This is a genomic window from Bacteroides sp. AM23-12 (assembly GCF_003434395.1).
Lineage (GTDB): Bacteria > Bacteroidota > Bacteroidia > Bacteroidales > Bacteroidaceae > Bacteroides > Bacteroides thetaiotaomicron.
Genome location: NZ_QTLF01000020.1, coordinates 1 through 20150, shown reverse-complemented (window position 1 = coordinate 20150; position 20150 = coordinate 1). Strand labels below are relative to the sequence as shown.

The following is a 20150-nucleotide window of genomic DNA, read 5'->3' as shown; positions in this document are numbered from 1 at the left end:
CCAGCTAATAAATATAGAAAAATAGCAGTACAGGAAATTACCCTTTATTCTTTTCCCTGTATTGGCTGGGTGTCATTTGGAATTCCTCTTTAAAGTGTGAATTAAAATATTTTAAGGTGTTGAAACCTACCATGTAAGAGATTTCATTTATGTTATATTGACTGTTGGTTAGTAATTGCGCCGCCCTTTTTAAACGGATGGACCGGATAAATTGGAGTGGCGTTAAATCGACAATAGATTGCAACTTCCGGTTCAAATGAGTCTTACTCAGTCCCAGGTCCTTACTTAAATCTTCAATCGAATATTCCGGATTGTCGATGTTCTCTTCTACGAAGTGTAGAGCTTTTCTTACCAATTCCTCATCAAGAGATGTGGTAGTTATGCTGCTAGGAGTTATTTCGATAGTTTTATGGAATAACATTTTCCTGTTTTCCTGTTGCTCAATTAGTTTCTTTATTCGTATACACAATAGCTCGAAACTGAATGGCTTGGAAATATAAGAATCAGCACCGGCCTCATAACCTTCCATTTTTGATTCGTCCGAAGTACGGGCCGTTAGTAGGATGAAAGGAGTGTGAGAAGTTTGTATATTGGATTTAACGCGTTGACACAATTCGATCCCGTCCATTTTGGGCATCATCAAATCGGAGATGATTAAATCCGGATATTCCGATAGTATCAATTTTTCAGCTTCTTCTCCATTCGAAGCATCAATGACACGATAGCATTCACTAAGTTGCTCGGTTAAGTAATTGCGGAACTCGTCGTTGTCTTCAACAACAAGGAGTTTTTTTCTATCGTCTTTTTCTTTTGTGTTGGGTATGATGTCGTTTATTTCATTCTTTTCTTCTTTTTCTTCCTGATGATTTTTATCATTGCTTTTAGGCAAATCAACCGGTATATACACTGTAAAAGTACTGCCGATGTTAATTTGGCTGCTCACTGTTATATCTCCGTTATGTAATCTGGCGTATTCTTTAACCAGATGCAGGCCAATACCGCTTCCAGCTGGTGCATTATCGTCTTTTATCTGGTAGAAGCGTTCAAATATATGAGGCAAGTCTTTTTCGTCGATGCCACATCCGGTATCGCTTACTTCTATCATGATGTATTCTTTATCGTTTCTGTCTGCTTTATTCACAGTAAGTTGTATATGCCCATTTTGTGGAGTGAATTTAAATGCGTTAGACAACAAGTTATTAATGATTTTATACATCATATCATGATCGTAATTGATCAGGAGATAATCAACCGATGTTTCTAGGGTGAAATCGATATTTTTAGTAGTGGATAACTCTTTGAATTGTAGATATATATCTTTTATGAATTGTATTATGTTTCCTGTCTTGAATAAAACTTTCTCCCCTTTTATTTCCAGTTTTCTGAAGTCCAGAAGCTGATTAACCAGACTAAGCAGCAGGTGTGCATTTTGATAGATGGAATCCAGCTTCTTCTTCAATACCATATCGCTCTGCTGTTTTATTAACGTTTCGAGAGGAGTTAATATTAATGTTAAAGGAGTGCGGAATTCATGACTGATATTGGTGAAGAATTGAAATTTCATTAGGTCCAGTTTTATTTTCTGTTCCTGTTCATATATCTCTTTTTCCTTGAGTATTTTTTTCTGCGTCCGTCTTTGATATCGTTTTAAAATGTAAATAAAGATAGCTATGCTCAATATGATATAAATGATTATAGCATAAGAAGTAGCCCAAAACGGAGGAGTAATTATAATGGTTAATTCGTAGGGTATTTCTCCCCATACTTTATCATTATTGGCTGTATATACAATAAAATTATATTTTCCCGGGCGGAGGCCGGTGTAAGTAGCCTTGCCCAGTTCATTGCCTGAAATTTCATTCCAATCTTCATCAAAATTCTTGAGCATGTATTTATAGTATGTCTGTGATGGATTAACATAATTCATACCTGCGAACTCAAATGTAATGAAATTCTGATTGTATTTAAGGGTTATTTGCTTGGTTTTATTTATGGGTTCTTTTAATATGATTTTTCCATTATACTTTTCTTCTTCTTTTATGAGGGAATTGAAGATTCTGAATGCTGTTAATACAGGTTTGTTTTTACTATTATTGTAGATGATTTTGTTGGGATCAAAATAATTAAATCCATGTGCTCCTCCAAAATATAATGTGCCGTCTTTGGTTTTAAGAGCTGAATGATCATAGAATTTTCCCCATTGTAATCCATCTGAAATTCCGAAATTTACTATCGAAAAGTTATAAGTATCATTAGATTGAATGGGGGCGATTTTGCAAATGCCGTTCAGTGTTGAAGCCCATATTACTCCATTGTCGTCTTCAAGCAGGGAGGATATTTCATTATTAGGTAGTCCTTCAGTGACGGTGAGCTTATATAATTTGGTTTTGTCCCAAACTCTGATGCCATCTTCGGTAGCAAACCATTCAAGTCCCCTGGTGTCTTTTAATATCCCGAAATATTTAATGTTCTGTTCAAAATCGGGATTGTCAGTTCCGGGAATATACAAGCTGTCTTGTTTGGTATTGTAATAGTAGATACCTTTATCTCCTAGTGCAGCGAATGTTTCATCGTTAATTGGATAGAGGTGATAGATTAGGGTATAGTCTTTTATTTCCGGATATTTATCGGCTAACATATATAGCATTTTTCCACTAACCGGATCGATTTGTCCTACACCGCCTGTCACACTGGCCCAGAATCGGCCGTCTGTATCTTCATAGATGCATCTTGAAATATTTTGGTTCGGATCTTTCTCCAGATTGATTGATGACCTGAGATATTGTCTTATTTGCTTTCCTTCTATACAAAAGAATCCACCCAGATAAGTTCCTACCCATATTCTGCCGCTATGGTCTTTCCTGATAGAGAGACACAGGTCGTTGATTTGTTCTTTAAACAATCGTTCCACTTTCTTTGATTCCGGGTAGAAACGATATAAACCGTCTCCAGAGCCAATTAAGACAGTACCGTCTTCTTCTTCCAGGAAACAGCGTATGGTTTCGTTAGTAATTTGTGTTCCGGTATTAATGGTCTGAATTAGCTGAAACTTTTGCATGCTGGGGTGATAGTAACATAATCCCTGAAAAAGTGTACCTATCCATATGCCATTATTAGGATCTATAAAGAGTGTGTAGATGTCATTGTCCTGTATTCCCCCGTTTATGAGACGCATGCCTGGCAGGTGAGTAACTTCGAATGTTTTGCCGTCAATATATCTTAATCCGGATTTGGAAGTTCCTACCCATACATTTCCGTCGTTATCCATGTCCATGCAGGTGAAAAAATTGGATATGCCTTTAATCGTGGCAACTTCTTTCCAGTCTCTGTTTATCCTGTGGTGAAAGTAAACAGCATTGTTATACATCAGCCAGATATTCCCCACAGAGTCAGGATGAATATATATTCTATCGGTAAAGTCGCCTATGATATTCAAAAAACGGGTTTCCTGAAAAATAAATTCGTGAGAGGTATAGTCCCAACAGCGTATTAATCCGCTGCTATATACAATCCAACAGAGATTTTTGTACTGGGTCAGTTCCATCGGGATTCCGTATAGCCTGGTGAAATCACTCTGACCGTCTTCTATCGTAATAAGTTTGCTTTGGGTTGTATCGTAAAAGGTAAATGTATTATCTTCTGTCAGAAACCAGTAGTTCTTGGAATCGTCAATAAAGAGATTCTTCAGATGTTTGGTAATACCCAATGTGGCTAATTCTTCCGATATATTGTAGTTGAATTTGTTGGTATTCAGGTCAAGAAGCAACAGATATCCGAGTTCTTTCATCCATATTCTCCCTTGATTGTCATAATATTCTTTGGTGGGGCGATTATAATTCCATACGTATTTCTGCTTTTTATCATAATGGAAGTATTCAAAGGTCGTTCCATTATAGATGTTCATTATAGAAGCGGTTCTGACAGCAATACGTCCGTCGGGGGTGATGCTCAATCCACGTATCTGATTATCGGACAGGCCATCGACGATATCAATTAGACGGAATTTATATTGATTGATAGCAAAACTGCTTATGCTTAAAAGCAATACTAGGATGGATGACAGATATCTCATTATTAATAGGAATTGGTTTTTCTACTACAAAGAAAACAAAAAAAACGGTATATTCATAGTACTCATTGCCTCATGAGGTAGTACAATTTGAACCATTTCCTTAGCCGGGAACATTACTGTTTATCGAATCGATCAGTTTATGATTCTATATGACATAGGGTTAATTTTATTTATCCGTATCTTTGTAAGTGCTAAAATGCTGTAATCGTTGCTTTAATCATTAAACTCAGGGATGTATTTATGACATTAAAAACAAGAATTTATTTATTATGCTCTTTTCTTTTGGTCGGCTGTAATCAGCCCAAAGAGAAAGTTGAGACTCAAATGACGGAAATTAACAACCCTATCCTTCCGGGATATTTTGCAGATCCTTCGCTGGTGCAGTATGAAGGTAAGTTTTATCTCTATGCGACGGTCGATCCGTGGGGAGCGGATTTTCTGCCGTGCTGGGTTTCCGAGGATTTCCGGAACTGGACGTTTCATCGGTTGAACTGGCCTACGAAAGCGGCTTGTACATCTGCTCTCTCCCATAAAAACATGGTATGGGCGCCTTCTGTTATTCAAAAAGGAGATATGTTTTATATGTATGTATCTGTGGGGTCAGAGGTCTGGTGTGGTAAAGCTGCCCATCCGCTTGGTCCATGGGAAAACGTGTTGGGAGATAAACCCATGATATCGTTTGATACCACTCGCTATTATCATGTAATAGATGCTGAAGCCTTTATTGATGATGATGGAAAAGCCTATCTTTATTGGGGATCCGGTTGGGGATGGACTAACGGTCATTGTTTCGGAGCCCGGCTGAATGACGATATGGCTTCTTTTGCGACAGAACCGGTGGAAGTAACGCCTGCGCACTATTTTGAAGCTCCGTATATGCTGAAACATAACGGTAAATACTATCTGACTTATTCGGAGGGAAAAACAATTGATGATACTTACAAGGTATGTTATGCTGTAGGCGATCATCCACTTGGTACGTTTGAAGAAGCTGGGAATAGTCCAATCCTGACTACAAATAAAGAATTGAAAGTTTATGGTCCTGGTCACCACACCCTGTTTACTTACGATAACAAAACCTATATGTTGTACCATCGGCATCGTTGGCCGTTTTTAAATGATGGGTCGGCCTTCCGTCAGACTTGTTTGAGTGAACTCACTTTCAATGATCCGGAAAATGAAATTAATAATATTGTGCCGCATCATGCCCAGTTATTCCCCGATCTAAACAAGGATGACAGGCAATTCATAAAAGTGGATGAAATCTTATCAAGTTCGGAGCGGAATAAAGACTTTATGGCGAAAAATGTATTGGATGGCAGCTATGCTACACGTTGGGAAGCAACAGATGGCGAAGAAGATTCCTATTTATCAGCCATTTTTAAGGATAGTGCATATATCGATACCATGGAGATTCGTTTTGAATATCCTTGGAAGAGGTATTTCATAAAGGTTGAAACTGCTGATGATAAAAACAACTGGGTGGCAGTTGCAGATTATACGGTCGAGGGGATTGAGGGGTCACCCGTTCATATTCCGATTTCCAAGGTATGCAAATCGGTAAAAATTTCCTTTTTAAATAAACCCGGAGCGGCAAAACCCTCAGTGTGGGAGTTGCTCTTTTACTAAACTTTTCATTGCTATGAGATTAAGAAAAATATGGTTACTTTGTAATTTGGTATGCATTATTCCCGGTGCTTTCGCCCAACAGTTTATTCATCCTGGAGTACTCCACTCCGAAAAATCATTGGAGCGGATAAAGCGTTTAGTTGATCAGAAAGCCCAACCGGCTTATGGTTCGTATGAAATTCTCGCAAAGCTACCGGAAGCCAGGGCCGACTATCAGATGAAAGGACCTTTCGAAATAATAAGCCGGGATGGAAAGTATGGATACACCAAAGGACCTAGTGAACGTGATTTTAATTCCGCCTATTACAATGCCCTTCTTTGGAAGATAACCGGAAAGAAAGCCCATGCGGACAAATCCATGGAAATTATCAGAGCTTATGCTCGTACCGTTCGGCAGATACCGCCTACTAATGATGCTCCGCTTTGTGCGGGATTGCAGGGATTTATACTGGTTAATGCGGCTGAGATTATGCGCTACACTTATATGGAGACTCATTATCCGAATGGTTGGAGTGAGCAGGATACAGAGTGTGTAGAGGCTATGTTCCGAAAGGTGTTTCAGCCGGTTTTAAGCAAATTCTTTCAAACGGCCCCTTATACTAATGGTAATTGGGGAATTGCGGTAGCTAAAGCGCAGCTTTCTTTCGGGGTATTTTTGAATGACCGTAAGCTCTATGATGATGCAATTGACTTCTTTTATCATGGAAAAGATAACGGAAGTCTGCCTAATTATATTGCCGAAAGCGGGCAATCGCAGGAAGCCGGTCGGGACCAACAGCATGTAATGCTTGGTGTCAGTTGCTTTGCTGATATGGCGGAAGTGGCCTGGACACAAGGTGATGATTTGTATGGTGCTTTGGATAACCGCATTATGAAAGGATATGAATACATTGCCAAATCAAATCTGGGGTACGATGTTCCCTTTGTTAAATGGAAAGATATAACCGGAAAATATTCACATCTTTCTACTTTTGGAAAAGAGGGCATGGGGCGTTTCCGTTCGGTTTTTGAGATAGCCTATAATCATTATGTGCTGCGAAAAGGGCTGGAAATGCCCTATACGAAAATCGTTTTAGGTCTTGTACGTCCAGAGGGACCGGGTTTTACTTGCGACAATACCGGTTTGGGCAGTCTGCTTTATTATTTGGGTGATGATTTGAATACCGGAAAAGACAGAGGAAGGATAGAAGAAGATCTTACCCAGTTGAAAGCATGGAACTTCTCTACAGCCTCATATCGGGCAGTCAACGGAGTGATGTCATTGGTCTCTTCGGGGGTTAAACTACAGAAACGTGTTCAGTACGATTCTTCTGCCTATCCCAATATAGTGGTAAAAGCTCCTGGTATTCCGGCATCGGCAAATAAGAAATGGTTAACTTTATCTTATAGTATAAGTGCGGCGCCGGAGTCTTGGGAATTTGATTCGGACAAAGCAATGAAAGTGGGTGAGGATATATATGTATTTAAAATAACAGATGTCCGGTCAAAAAATGGATACTCATTCTCTAAGGCTTTAACGAATGCAACCATGACTCTGGATTTTGGCGATACTTGTGGTGAACCTGTGGTAATTGAATGGGTACGTTCACTTACCAATGCGGAGTTGCAGTCTGTTCAGTAAAACAATCACAAAATATATATATGAAAAGTCGGTTTAGAATAAGAAAATTCACTTTAGCACGGTTAATACTCCTTTCGCTAGGTTTAATGAATACATTTGCCGCTTTTTCAAAAAGTAAGGATGTTACTTTTTTAGTGAATGGTGTGTCTTGTCAATTGGAGCAAGGTGTTTTGAAGGTTGAATTTGTCACTTCGGATATTGTGAGAGTACAATATACGGGGGAAAATGTATTTAAGGGGAATAGCACAGGTATTTGTATGCCTCATGTTACCCGACCTGTCCGTTTTACCTCTGGTAAGGAGATTGATAGTTGTGTCTTAAAATCGGACAGCCTGATTGTTAAGATTGATTTAAACACTGGTTTTATCTCTTATTTAAATACGGATGGTTCCTTATTGCTTCGGGAAGACGGCAAGCTGCCGAGAGTTGGAGAAAAGAAGGTGATGGAGCATGTCGTATACGACGAACAATCCAAACGTATTGAGAAGACAGCGGATGGAGATAAGGAAGTGAAAAATATTCTTCGTCGTGATACCATAGGTTATACTTGGAAGTACAGGATAAATTTCGACTGGCAACCTTTAGAGGCTTTATATGGATTTGGCTCACATATGGAGGATTATATGAACCTTCGGGGAAAGGAACTCTATTTGTGCCAGCATAATCTGAAGGCAATGGTTCCGGTGCTGGTATCGACCAACGGGTACGGTTTGTTGTTCGATGCGGGTTGCGGGATGGTATTCAAAGACAATTCGGAAGGCAGTTATGTGGAATTGGAAGCAGCCAAGGAGATTGACTATTACTTTATGAAAGGCCGGACGTTGGATGGGGTAGTGGCTAATTACCGTTTGCTGACAGGTGCATCACCCATGATGCCTCTTCATCTTTTCGGATATATTCAGTCGAAAGAACGGTACGTCAGTTCCGATGATCTGATCAATACTTTAAAAGAATATCGCCAAAGGCAGATTCCTATTGATATGATTGTGCAGGACTGGAACTACTGGCCCAGAGGTCAATGGGGACGAATGAGTATGGACCCGAAACATTATCCTGATAAAAAGAAACTGGCAGATGAAATTCATTCTTTGCACGCCAGATTAATGGTTTCAATATGGCCTAATGCCATGAATTGTCCTCAACACGCTGATTTTAAACAGAAGAATCTACTTCTGCATTCTTCGGCTATTTACGATGCTTTTAATCCGTTGGCAAGGAAGTTGTATTGGAGCTATGCGAAGAATGAGTTTTTTGATAATGGTTTCGATGCTTGGTGGTGTGATGCTTCTGAACCATTGGATGCTGACTGGACTCATATGGGTGATCTTTATGGAGATGATAGTCACAAGCGTCGCTGGGAGTTAAATACCAAACTACTGAGCGATGTATTGGGAGCGGAACGAAGTCAGCTGTATTCTTTATATCATGCAATGGGGATTTATGAGAATCAGCGTGCTACAAGTTCAGACAAGCGTGTGGTTAATTTGACTCGCTCCAGTTATGCCGGGCAGCAGCGTTACTCTACTATTACATGGAATGGCGATACCTATGCTTCCTGGAACTCTTTTGCCCGGATGATTCCGGCGGGACTGAACTTTATGGCTACGGGATGTCCTTATTGGACAGTCGATATTGGTGCTTTCTTTACTAAAAAAGGTGGTCAATGGTTCAGGAAGGGGGATTATAATAAAGGAGTGGCTGATATGGGATATCGTGAGTTGTATACCCGTATGTTTCAATATGGCGCATTCTTGCCTGTATTTCGTAGCCATGGTACCGATACTCCCCGTGAGGTGTGGCGTTTTGGCAAACCCGGTGAGCCCTTTTACGACAGTTTGATTCAAATGATTCATTTGCGGTATCGCTTATTACCTTATATTTATTCTTTGGCGGGAAAAGTTCATACCGATAATTATACGATAACCAGAGCGCTTGCTTTTGATTTTGCTTCGGACACGCAGATTGCTGATTTGAAGGATGAATTTATGTTTGGTCCTGCTTTCCTGGTTGCTCCCGTCACAACTCCGATGTATTATTCGGTTGACTCCCAGCTATTGGAGAATGTAGCCAAAACACGCCAAGTATATTTGCCCGATGGTGCGAACTGGATTGATTTTTGGACAGGCAAGAAATATAAAGGCGGACAAAGGGTTACTATGGAAGCGACAATCGACCGTATTCCTTTGCTGGTTCGTCAGGGGGCCATCGTTCCAATGGGGCCGGTTGTGCAATATACATCGGAAAAGAAAGATGCAGCTTGGGAAATACGGATTTATCCGGGAGCGGATTCTTCGTTTACGGTGTATGAAGATGAAGGCGATAATTATAATTATGAGAAGGGAGCTTGTTCGAATTTTGAAATAAAATGGGATGACAAAAAGAAATTGTTGACCATTTCCGACCGTAAAGGTAATTATCCGGGAATGACCCAATGCCGGAATTTGAGATTGGTGAAGGTTGACAAGAATGCCGGAATAGGAGTGGAGGAAAGTACTGGCGGAAAGATTGTTAAATATGAAGGTAAACAGTTGAAAATAAGAATGAAATAGTAATTGAGAAGCATAAATAACTAAGTTGCTAAGAAGGGTACACTTCAATTTGTGTGTGAAGTGTACCCTTCATGCATATTAACCAAGATGTTTTCCGATCATTTTTTAATATCCCGGATTTTGATACTCGCTGCCGTTGATAATGGTAGCGGTAAAGGTCGTAGAAATGGGACGTAAAGCATAATTCGGATCAAAGAACCGTGCGAGATCCGGGTGAGTATCTTTCAGATAATCGGAACTCTTGAACATCCCTGTCCGTTTCAAATCGTAGAAACGGCAATATTCACCGCATAGTTCGCGTCCTCTTTCGTCTAATACGTCACGAACCGTCATGCTGCCCGTTAACGGGTTTGCTCCGGCACGTTCGCGAACCTTATTCAGGTATTTGGCGGCATTCGCTCCTCCGTTCAGATAAATGTCAGCCTCTGCGGCAATCAGATAGACTTCCGCCATACGCATGATAAACGTAGCGTTTAAGTTTCCGTTTCTTTGTTTGGAGGCGTTTGCAACGTAATAGTTACTGCTGTTGTGCTTGTTTAGTGACGGATAATAGTAACGGAACAGATTCTCGCTGGTACCGTCGTTCTTGTAATTCCCTGTTACATTTGTATACGAGTAGTTCATGTTCACATTGTTGTTTCTATCACTGTAGACATGGTTGTAATCAATCAACAAATAGTCGGTCTTGTGCTCATTCTGTTTTTCCGTAGAATAATCCGCATCCTGCGGCATGATAAATTTAATGGCCGGATCACCTTTCTTCAGAGTTTTGCCGATAACTGTTTCGTCTTTGTCGTACATGTGTACGGCACTTTCGTCCCAAGTATAACTTTTATTGGCCTTCCATTCGGTAGTGAATGACTGGTGGAATCTGGGATCTAACGTGCCGTCATTCTGTACATACAGATTCAGCAAGTGTTGCGTAGGCATGAAGATGCCGCTGATGGAGCCTTCCCATGTCAGTCGTGTCTCCTGATTGTCTTCACGGGCACCGAACTTATTGATGTCACACAGGAAATACTCGTCATTGCGGTTTAGCTTGTAGTTACCGTTGCTCGAACCGTGTCCGTCCGTGCCTGCATACCAGCGATGTTTCCAAAGCGCTTCCTTGTTTTCCCAGTTATTGCTTTCTTCGAATACTTCACTGTACGTAGGATACATATAAGTGTTGTATTTCCCGCCACCCGATTCGCAGTCGGAGATCAGCTGTAAAGCTGCGTCGAGAGCTTCCTGCAGGTATTCCGTGCTTCCATACTCGTAGGTCTGCAGACAGGCTTTTGCCAGAAAGCCGAGAGCGGCTTTCTTGGTCGGAGTGGTAGTCGTGGCATGATTCCCGATTGACAGCCATTCGGATGCGAATCTTAGGTCGGGCAGGATGACTTCTTTGTAGATAGTCATCGGGTCGGTGCGGACAGGAGAGTAGTTGAGGCTGGTTTCCGGTTCCGTAAGCATGGTTACCCCTCCGAATTGTTCCACTGCGTTGAAGTAATAGACAGCTCTCATGAAGCGGGCTTCGGCAACTTTCGCATTCCGTTCCTCTTCTGTGGCGTAGGGAGGCTTGTCGCCTAAGGCGATGGCTTCGTTGCAGGAACCTATTCCGTCGTATGTCCCGTTCCACCAGTTATTGGTGTAGGTCGTGTTGGGCGATGTGCCGGCGAAAAACCAGAACCATTCGGTGTAGCTTGTCGATTGGTTAGCCTTGTACGTCCAGAGGTCCGTATCCCCTTCGGTCAGCGACATCCAGTCTGCGGCACCGTAGTAAAACCTTTCCATTGCGAAGTAGCACTGGTTGATCAGTGTTTCGTATCCCTCGGTTGAGGTAGCCAATGTTTCATTGGTAAATGCGCCCGGGTTGTACTCTTCCAGCGAGCAGGAATGCAGGAATAGTGCGGACAGCAGGACAGAGCAAAAAACTGTTTTTAAATGTATACTTTTCATTGTCATTTTCTTCTTTAATTAGAATGTAAGATTAACTCCAAATACAAATTGCCGATAGGTGGGAAACGCGTCCGAACCGTTCGTTTCGGGGTCTGTGTCCTTCAGTTGCTTGTCTTTCACAAAGATGAACGGATTGTAGGCCGTAGCGTAGATGCGGCATTTCTCCATCAATACCTTGCGGGAAATGTTGGCGGGGAGGGTATATCCCAAAGTGATATTCTTGATCTTGATGAAGGAGCCGTCGTGTACTCTCAGCGAAGGATATACCTTTTTTTGTTCGTCTCCCGTTCCGGGACGCGGGAAGTATGCGCCTTGATTGTCCTCTGTCCAGTAATCCACGCCTGCCAGCTGATTCTTGGTCACACTTTGCTCTGCGGTATAGTAGCCGAGCAGGTCACTGTTGATTGTCTGCCCGTAGCGTGCCATTGCAAAGACGGATAAATCGAAGTTCTTGTAGGTGAAGGAGTTGTTCAGTCCGATGATCCAATCCGGATTCGTATGTCCCAGAATTTGTCTGTCGTCGGTGCTGTATTTATGTACTCCGCCGTCTCCGTTTTTATCCACTGTCTCTATCTTGATAAATCCCGGATTTACGCCATATGCATCCAGCGTCTCCTTCGGAGTGTCACTTCCCCAGATACCTGCATATTTATAGCCGTAAATGGCGTGAATCGGTTCGCCGGTAAACAGGTTCTCGGAGATCAGGTCACCGTCGGGCAGCTTGTCTATCTTCTCCTTGCTCCAAGTAGCGGACAAGGTCGTGTTCCATGTAAAGTCCTTGTGCTGTATATTGTGGGAGTTCAATATCACTTCCACGCCCTGATTGCTGGTTTGGGCGATATTCTGCCAGATAGACAGAGGAGAACCCCATCCGGTCAGTCCGCTGGTGATGGGCAATATACGCTTGAATAATAATCCTTTGGTGGTTGTTCTGAACCATTCAATGGAACCGTCGATGCGGCTGTTCAGTATGCCGAAGTCCAGACCGATGTTCCAGTTGTACGATTTTTCCCAACCGAGGTCGGCACTGCCGTAAGTCTCCGAGTATTGTGTGAAAGGAACGATTTTTCCATTGACGGAGACTCCGCTGGCAGAATATACGTAGGCTTGGGTAGTGGTGCTATAGGCGTCTGTTCCGCCGGAGTTGCCCGTGATGCCGTAGCTGACTCTCAGTTTCAGGTTGTCCAGCCAGCTTCGTGTCTTTTCCATAAAAGCCTCGTCGGAAATTCTCCAGGCTATGGCGCCTGCCGGGAAAGCATCCCATTTGTGTCTGGCGGAGAATTGTGAGACACCGTCCCAACGGGTGGAGAAGTTGAATAAGTACTTGCTCTTGTATGAATAGTTGAGGCGGAAAGCAAAAGACATTTTCTGTGTCTGTGCGAAGTCCGATTCCACATGTGGGGAGGAACCCGAAGTCAACCGCCAGAACGACCATTGGTCTACCATCTGTCCGCTTGCGGCAGCCATGTTGCTTTCCGACTGGTTCTTGTTCCACGAAGTGATTAAAGAACCTCCTACCGTATGCGCTTTGGCAAGGGTCGTGCTGTATGCTAGAATGTTTTCCCACGTGTAATTCCATGCGTTGTCATTGGTGATGGAGGCGTGAGGCGAACCCGCATAACTCGGACGGTTGGCGTTGCATTGGTTTCCCCAGTATTGTCCTCGTCGGGAATGGTTCAATGTCCCGTTGATCCGGCTGGTGAATGTGAAATCTTTGAGAGGAGTCAGTTCGACATACCCGCTCATATTCAGGTAAGTGGAACGGGTGTTGTTCGCATATTGATTCTCTATAAAATCTCCCATCGGCGAATACTGCCCTGTGATATATTCGTGATTGATCTTGCCTTCCTCATCGTAGGCATCCCCCAACGGGAAAGCGGAGAGGGAACGGGTAAACGTGTTTTTCACGCCGGAATTTAAATCACGGTACACCAGATTGGAGGTGAAACCGACTTTCGCCCACGAAAAGAGTTGCTGGTCGATGTTGAGCCGCAAAGAGTACCGGTTCAGATTTTCATTGCTGAGCAGGCCTTCTTCCCGGTTGTAGGAGGTCGAAGCGAATATCCTTGTCTTTTCCGTTCCGCTGCTTACCGAAAGGCTGTACTTTTGTGTGGTAGCTGTATTACCGGAAACCTCGTCTACCCAGTCAATCCATTTTCCGGCATTATACGCATCTGTAAAAGCCTGCTTGCCCAGTAGGGCAGACATATCGGAAGGGAAATCACCGTTCTTATATCGGTATGCCTCTTTCTGGTAAGTCACCCATTCATCCTGAGTCATTCCGTGTTTGTAGTTGGGCGATCCACTGAAGCCGTAATACGCGTCAAAGTTGATTGTGGCTTTGCCTTCTTTTCCTCTTTTGGTGGTGATAATCACAACACCGTTTGCTCCTGCCGAACCGTAAATGGCGGTGGATGAAGCATCCTTCAGAACATCGACACTTTCAATATCGGAAGGGTTGACCTGATTATAGCTTCCGGGGATTCCGTCGATAATGAACAGTGGCTCGTTATTGCCATATATGGAACGCGAACCACGCAGCAGGATGCTGACTTCACCGCCTACCTGTCCCGATGTTTTGGTGATGTCCATGCCGGGTATCTTTCCTTGAAGAGCTTCCATCACATTACTGGTAGGAGCAACCAGTACCTCGGCACTTTTGATAGAGGTTACCGCTCCTGTCAGATCCCGCTTTTTGACGGAGCCGTATCCTACTACTACCACTTCGTCAATCAGTCGGGCATCTTCCACCATCGTGATTTCCAGTTTACTTTTATTACGTGTGCTGACTTCCTGTTCTATGTATCCCATGTAAGATACTTTGAGTACTGCGTTGGGCGACACACGCAGTGTGAAGAGTCCGTCTACATTTGTAATAGTCCCGTTGTTTGTGCCTTTTTCTACAATATTAGCTCCGATTATCGTCTCTCCCTGAGAGTTTTTCACTACGCCGGAGATGCTTCTGCTCTGCTGGCCGTAGACTTGTGTGGCTCCGACTACCGATATTATTCCTGTTAAAAGGAATAGCAGGTAGAATCTTATCATATAAACTGTCTTTAGGGTAACGTCTGTCCCTATGTTTGTTTTATCAGAAAATGATTTCATGTTTTTTGTTTAATTGTATGTTCACTAATTGGTTTTTGAATAGTTAAATCTCTGAATGATTTAAATCTATGTCCCGATTATACCGATTTGATTTACTCCATAGGCTATTAGATTTTATTGGTTAAAACTGCGATTGTACCGTGAATTGACGGTCAATCTCTGAGTGTATGTATTTGATGTGGCGCCACGATCAATATCAGTTTATTTAGACTGATTGGACAAAAGTAGGCATAGAGCGTTGGGGATTGAAAAAAATAAAGTTGACTTTGAATCAGAATGGGTTGATTTTTACTATCTTTGTCTCAATGTAATCACATAAAGAACAATAATATGGATGTCGAAGTAAAAAATAAAGCAAACAGGAGGCACGTCGGACATAACCTGCAAAAGATCCGTGTTTATTTTGGTATGAAGCAGGAGGCTTTAGCGGCTGATCTTGGTGTAAATCAACAGGTCATTTCAAAGATTGAAAAACAGGAAGAAATCGAAGAAGGGCTTCTAAATCAAATAGCTTCTGTATTAGGGATATCTGCTGAGGTGATTAAGGATTTTGATGTTGAGAAGGCAATATATAATATCAATAACATTAGAGATAACACCTTTGAACAAGGAGCTACATCAATAGCCCAGCAGTTCAATCCATTGGATAAAATCGTGGAATTGTATGAACGTCTGCTGCAAAGTGAGAGAGAGAAAATTGAATTATTAAAGAAAAGGTGATTATTATTAGTTGATTAACTAATTTAACTAAGAAATAAATATTATGGAAACAGAAACTTATACAAACAGTTCACATTTGGGGCGTAAAATAGAAAGAATACGCCGTCTTCGTGGTATGACTCAAACAGATTTGGGCGAGTTGTTAGGGGTGACAAAACAGGCTATTTCCAAAATGGAACAAGCGGAAAAGATAGATGATGAGAAGTTAAAACAAGTGGCTACTGCATTGGGGGTTACAGAAGAAGGCTTAAAGAAATTTACAGAAGAAACTGTATTATACTATACAAGCAATTTCTATGAGAACTGCCATGTAAGCGCATCTAATATAGGACCTATTACTCATGTGGAAAATCTCAACCATTTTTCAATGGACCAAGCTGTGAAACTATTTGAGGAGTTACTTAAAATCGAAAGAGATAAATATGATAAGGGAAAAGAGGAAAGCGCTAAATAATAATAGGTTTATCCTTTTCCTTATTTAGGATTCTTAGAAATATATGATAAAGCTCCATTTAGTTGTTCGGACATTGAAGAATAACTAAATGGAGCTTTAATTTGATAGATATTGTAATAAGCAAATAATTGATAGAAGTCAGCAATTGAATTATTGCTTCTTGCCTATCATTTAAAATGGGTTGAACGATTCAATAATGGGCTAACCGATACGCAAAAGAACTAAATCGTCCAAATATGAATTCAAATCATATAAATCTAAAAGTCGTTTATTGGATAAAGAATTCCTATACTAAATTTAGCTTTGGCTTGTGCAATAAATAATCTCTTTCAGTACATAAATTAATTCGTCCGACTATAGCCGGACGCAAGTTTGCCTATAGCCGACGTTACGTTTGCCTATAGTCGGACGCAAAGTTGCCTATAGGCGGACGAATTAATTTATGCACCCGCGGATATTATTTTTTATAGAGAAAATGTTTATTGTGTTCGTCTGCAATGATTGCAGTAACTCGAAAGTAGATTCAAGAAACATCAATAGAGTAAGTAACTCATAGTCACTTTATCCCATAATACTCTATTATACAAATGAATACAATGTACCTTCTTTTTTTGGGTATTATGTTCTCTCTCTGTATATTTGAATGTCGCAATCATGCTTTTCTATCTATGATATTGATTGGTGCATATAGTGCGACAACTAACTCACATAATGTGCAATAGCTACCGCACATGATATGGATTAGCTATCGCACATCATGTGAGTTAGCTTAAGGGCATAAATTATTTTATAGAATGACAATTTCAAATCAGCAGACTATGTGTCTGTTTACATTAAAAGAATAAGAAGATGCATTGTAACAGGCTGAACAGTTGAATGATAGATGAAAATATGATTTGCTGACGAAGTTTTATTTTATTCATAGCTACATAGCAATAGGTCAAACGGTATGAAATTGGTTAGTTATCTTTGGTCAATGAGACTAGCGAACTTTGAAAATTATTATCTTTGTTACCTTATGTAATGATACAGTTTGGTCTAGAACAATAGATACTGTAATTTGTGACTGAAAATTTGATAATTATGAACATTGGCGATAGTGATATTCTATATTCTTTTGATAGAGCCCGTCTAATTGACAGAGCTTGCAATGGATTCATGAGAATAGACGGGCTTACCTTTAAACGAGCTAGAGATTATATGGACAAATATAGTGCTCGTGATTATTTGATGCAATGTCCACTTGACCTTTCAACGAAAGAATTGGTCAGTGGGATGAAAGATTATTGCCTGCAGCGTAGAGCCGAAATGCTCGAACCTTATCGAAAAAAAAGATATTCAATTAATGGTGATCCCATACATCATCTTTATATTATAGGTAATGGATTTGACAGATATCATGGTGCTGATTCTACATATATGGATTTTCGCAGCTACCTATTAAAGCACAATGATTTTGTCGTGAAGATGTTCGAACTCTTCTTCGGTCCCCGATCTATGATGAATAATTTTGATGATTATAATGATTATCTTTTGTGCCTACAATACGGACGCAAATTGCCAGCTCCAAAGAACACTTGGGCTAAGGACTATTTATGGAAGGATTTTGAAAAATATCTTAGTGAACTGAACAGGGAACGTATTTTTGATTTTGTTGATGAGAATTTGCCGCGATTATACGAAGATGACGAGAATTTTAGTTATGCTGAATATTTAGGTCCTATAGATATTGTTGCTGATGTTGTTTCTTCTTGTACCTTCGAAATACAATATCTGTTTCACCGATGGATTAATACAATACATTACAAGAAAGGATTTAGGAAGAATATGCTGTATCTTGATCCGAACGCTGCTTACCTGAATTTTAATTATACATTGTTTCTTGAAACAGAATATAATATTTCCCGGGAACATATTCTTTATATTCACGGTGATAGAAGGCAGAAGTTTGGCTCTTTGGTTTTAGGGCATAATGTAGAGGATAATGAAGTCGCTTTTGATGAGTGGGTTCATAAACATAAAAATCGTCGGAGATATCGCCCGAATCTGAAGGATAAGAAGGGTAAATATTTTGCCAATGATAAGTTGGTCTATCTCGCTTTCTTTTTAAAGGATATGAAAAAAGGGAATTGGAAAAATCCAATAAGGTATTATGCTGTAGATCATATTGAGGAGCGTTTGGAAAATTATTATGCGAAGAACATAAAACATTCTAATGACATAATAGATCATAACTTGGGCTTTTTTGAGTCGCTGAATGATTTGAAAGAGATTACATTGCTTGGTCATTCGCTGGGTGATGTAGACTTTCCATATTTTAAGGCAATTGTTGAAAATGTAAGAAATGTGGATGATCTGATTTGGAATTTTAGTTATTATAGTGATAATGATATTATAAATATCAGAAGATTTTGCAGACATCTGAATATTTCCCAAGGAAAAAATGTCCGGCATTTCAAGATGTCTGATATAAAGCGGTAGCCGGACTCACACCATTCGCATACCTTTAATTCTAAACTATCTGTTTGGCGGTATGTGACTAGTTAATGCTGCTATTATGCAGTGTTCTATTGTATAGGTGTGTACGCTCTCTGCCTTGAGCGGAGTTTCTAAAACCAGAATCGCTAGTAGGTCTTTAAGACTCGAATGTGATTTGTTTAATGGTTATGAGGGCAGGCACAAGCCTGCCCTCTTTTCAAAATTGAAGGATATCACAATCCTCTTTTTTTATTTGAATAAATAATAATAATTGCTTGCGGCAAAAAGAGCCAGAAACCGGAGGCAGGTTCAATAATACAACCGATTATGGTAAGCAGCAAAATAGAGTAACCTAAAAATACGGGTGCCGGTTTTTGTTCTTTTCTGATATAATATTGAAGCGTTTGCCCCAAAAGGATAAGGATTATTCCACAGATCAAGAACCAAAAGGCGAATCCTTGACTATAATTCTCTCCAATAGAATTTACCAATCCATTTCTGAGCATTTCCGAAAAAGTATCTTTTCCGATAAATAGTGCATAAATCGTATGAATGATTCCTGTCGCTGTTAAAAATGTCCCACTATATTTCCAAAGTTTCATGTTCTCACTGTTTATATACTTAGTTAATGCTGCAAATATAAAGGATAGTAAGACACGAGTATTGGATGAATTCGACTTTTTTTATTTTGTATAAATGATAATAGTCTCATTATCGAGTGGCAATGATAAAAAGAAATTTGGAGTACTACCTGATAGCTTTTTTATTTCTCTTGATAAATGAGAGGCATCATAATATCCGGCTTTTACTGCTACTGATAAAAGGTTGTCGAATGATTCGTTCCTCAATATTTTAATCGCATTCTTGAATTTTACTATACTATTATATTTTTGAGGAGTGAAACCTGTATGTAACTTGAATTTTCGTTCAAAGTGTCGTTGGCAAAGATTAACTTCATTCATTAAATGGCTTATGGATATCTTGCCTTCATGCGCATTTATTTGATTCACAGCATATGCGATTTGTGCATCCATTGTATGGCTGCTTTTATATAGGTGCTCTTTCAGATAGCGTTCTATTAAATTAATCTTGCACTGAATACCCTGTTCTTCGAATAACTTTTCAGCAAAAGAATCACTGAAAATAGTGTTTAAGTCATTCACACTTAACCTTATATTTGTCAATTCGCTGAGAGAAATTTTCATAAAAGGGGATAGTCCGCATGGACGAAAGCGAACTCCAAATGTATTGATAGTACCTGATGATGTTATTAATGTCGAACAGACGTTCATGGGACCAATAAAATAAGAATGATAAGGTTGCATCATAATGCCATGATTAACAGTGGTTTCTAATATGAACATAAAGTCCGTACATCCATCTGTAGATAATTTTATTTGCATACCTTGTTCTGTTTGGCCTTTGAATTCCCAATATCTATCAACGTAAGGAGCAAGTATATGGCATGGTAAGTATTCTTTGTACATATTTAGAAAGGGTATCTGTTGAAAAACGATCTGATAGTACAAATATAAGCGTAATCCCCCGATAAAGTACCCGTATAAAAAAGAATCGCTATAGCAA

At 40.3% G+C, this 20150-nt stretch carries 11 protein-coding genes; 6 read left to right on the top strand and 5 right to left on the bottom strand.

What is annotated here, in order from left to right:
* Positions 1-37 precede the first annotated feature (37 nt).
* Positions 38-4072: a hybrid sensor histidine kinase/response regulator transcription factor gene (locus DW640_RS15765; protein ID WP_055300674.1), complete on the bottom strand. Its 4035-nt coding sequence runs from the start codon at positions 4070-4072 to the stop codon at positions 38-40.
* 324 nt (positions 4073-4396) lie between these two features.
* Between DW640_RS15765 and DW640_RS15760 the strand changes: the two genes are divergently transcribed.
* The 3 genes from DW640_RS15760 (at position 4397) to DW640_RS15750 (ending at position 9871) form a co-directional block, all read left to right on the top strand.
* Positions 4397-5701 (top strand): family 43 glycosylhydrolase, encoded by a 1305-nt coding sequence (locus DW640_RS15760; RefSeq protein WP_225665432.1) that lies wholly within the window; start codon positions 4397-4399, stop codon positions 5699-5701.
* A 13-nt stretch (positions 5702-5714) separates the two neighbouring features.
* The gene (locus tag DW640_RS15755) at positions 5715-7322 is read left to right on the top strand and encodes an alginate lyase family protein (protein ID WP_016268763.1); all 1608 of its coding nucleotides are present in this window, start codon (positions 5715-5717) and stop codon (positions 7320-7322) included.
* A gap of 86 nt (positions 7323-7408) precedes the next feature.
* Positions 7409-9871: a TIM-barrel domain-containing protein gene (locus tag DW640_RS15750; RefSeq protein ID WP_233525446.1), complete on the top strand. Its 2463-nt coding sequence runs from the start codon at positions 7409-7411 to the stop codon at positions 9869-9871.
* A gap of 105 nt (positions 9872-9976) precedes the next feature.
* Here the strand turns inward: DW640_RS15750 and DW640_RS15745 are convergent, their stop codons facing one another.
* Positions 9977-11809 (bottom strand): RagB/SusD family nutrient uptake outer membrane protein, encoded by a 1833-nt coding sequence (locus tag DW640_RS15745; RefSeq protein ID WP_117578692.1) that lies wholly within the window; start codon positions 11807-11809, stop codon positions 9977-9979.
* A gap of 18 nt (positions 11810-11827) precedes the next feature.
* A complete protein-coding gene (locus DW640_RS15740; protein WP_048694711.1) occupies positions 11828-14914 on the bottom strand; it encodes a TonB-dependent receptor in 3087 nt (1028 codons plus the stop codon).
* A 330-nt stretch (positions 14915-15244) separates the two neighbouring features.
* Here DW640_RS15740 and DW640_RS15735 point away from each other — a divergent pair, with 330 nt between their 5' ends.
* From DW640_RS15735 to DW640_RS15725, 3 genes are all read left to right on the top strand, one after another.
* Positions 15245-15634, top strand: coding sequence for a helix-turn-helix transcriptional regulator (locus DW640_RS15735; protein WP_010535380.1), 390 nt, complete (start codon positions 15245-15247; stop codon positions 15632-15634).
* 43 nt (positions 15635-15677) lie between these two features.
* Positions 15678-16088: a helix-turn-helix domain-containing protein gene (locus DW640_RS15730; RefSeq protein WP_011108252.1), complete on the top strand. Its 411-nt coding sequence runs from the start codon at positions 15678-15680 to the stop codon at positions 16086-16088.
* Positions 16089-17171: 1083 nt separating this feature from the next.
* On the top strand, positions 17172-18569 hold the full coding sequence (locus tag DW640_RS15725) for a bacteriophage abortive infection AbiH family protein (protein WP_117578657.1): 1398 nt from the start codon (positions 17172-17174) through the stop codon (positions 18567-18569).
* A gap of 230 nt (positions 18570-18799) precedes the next feature.
* Here DW640_RS15725 and DW640_RS15720 read toward each other — a convergent pair whose 3' ends face one another.
* Positions 18800-19168 carry a DUF6463 family protein gene (locus DW640_RS15720; protein WP_117578655.1) on the bottom strand — a complete coding sequence of 123 codons (369 nt, stop codon included), beginning with the start codon at positions 19166-19168 and terminating at the stop codon, positions 18800-18802.
* Between the two features lie 81 nt (positions 19169-19249).
* Entirely contained in the window at positions 19250-20053 is an 804-nt protein-coding gene (locus DW640_RS15715; RefSeq protein ID WP_117578690.1) for an AraC family transcriptional regulator, read from the bottom strand.
* Between the last annotated feature and the right edge of the window lie 97 nt (positions 20054-20150).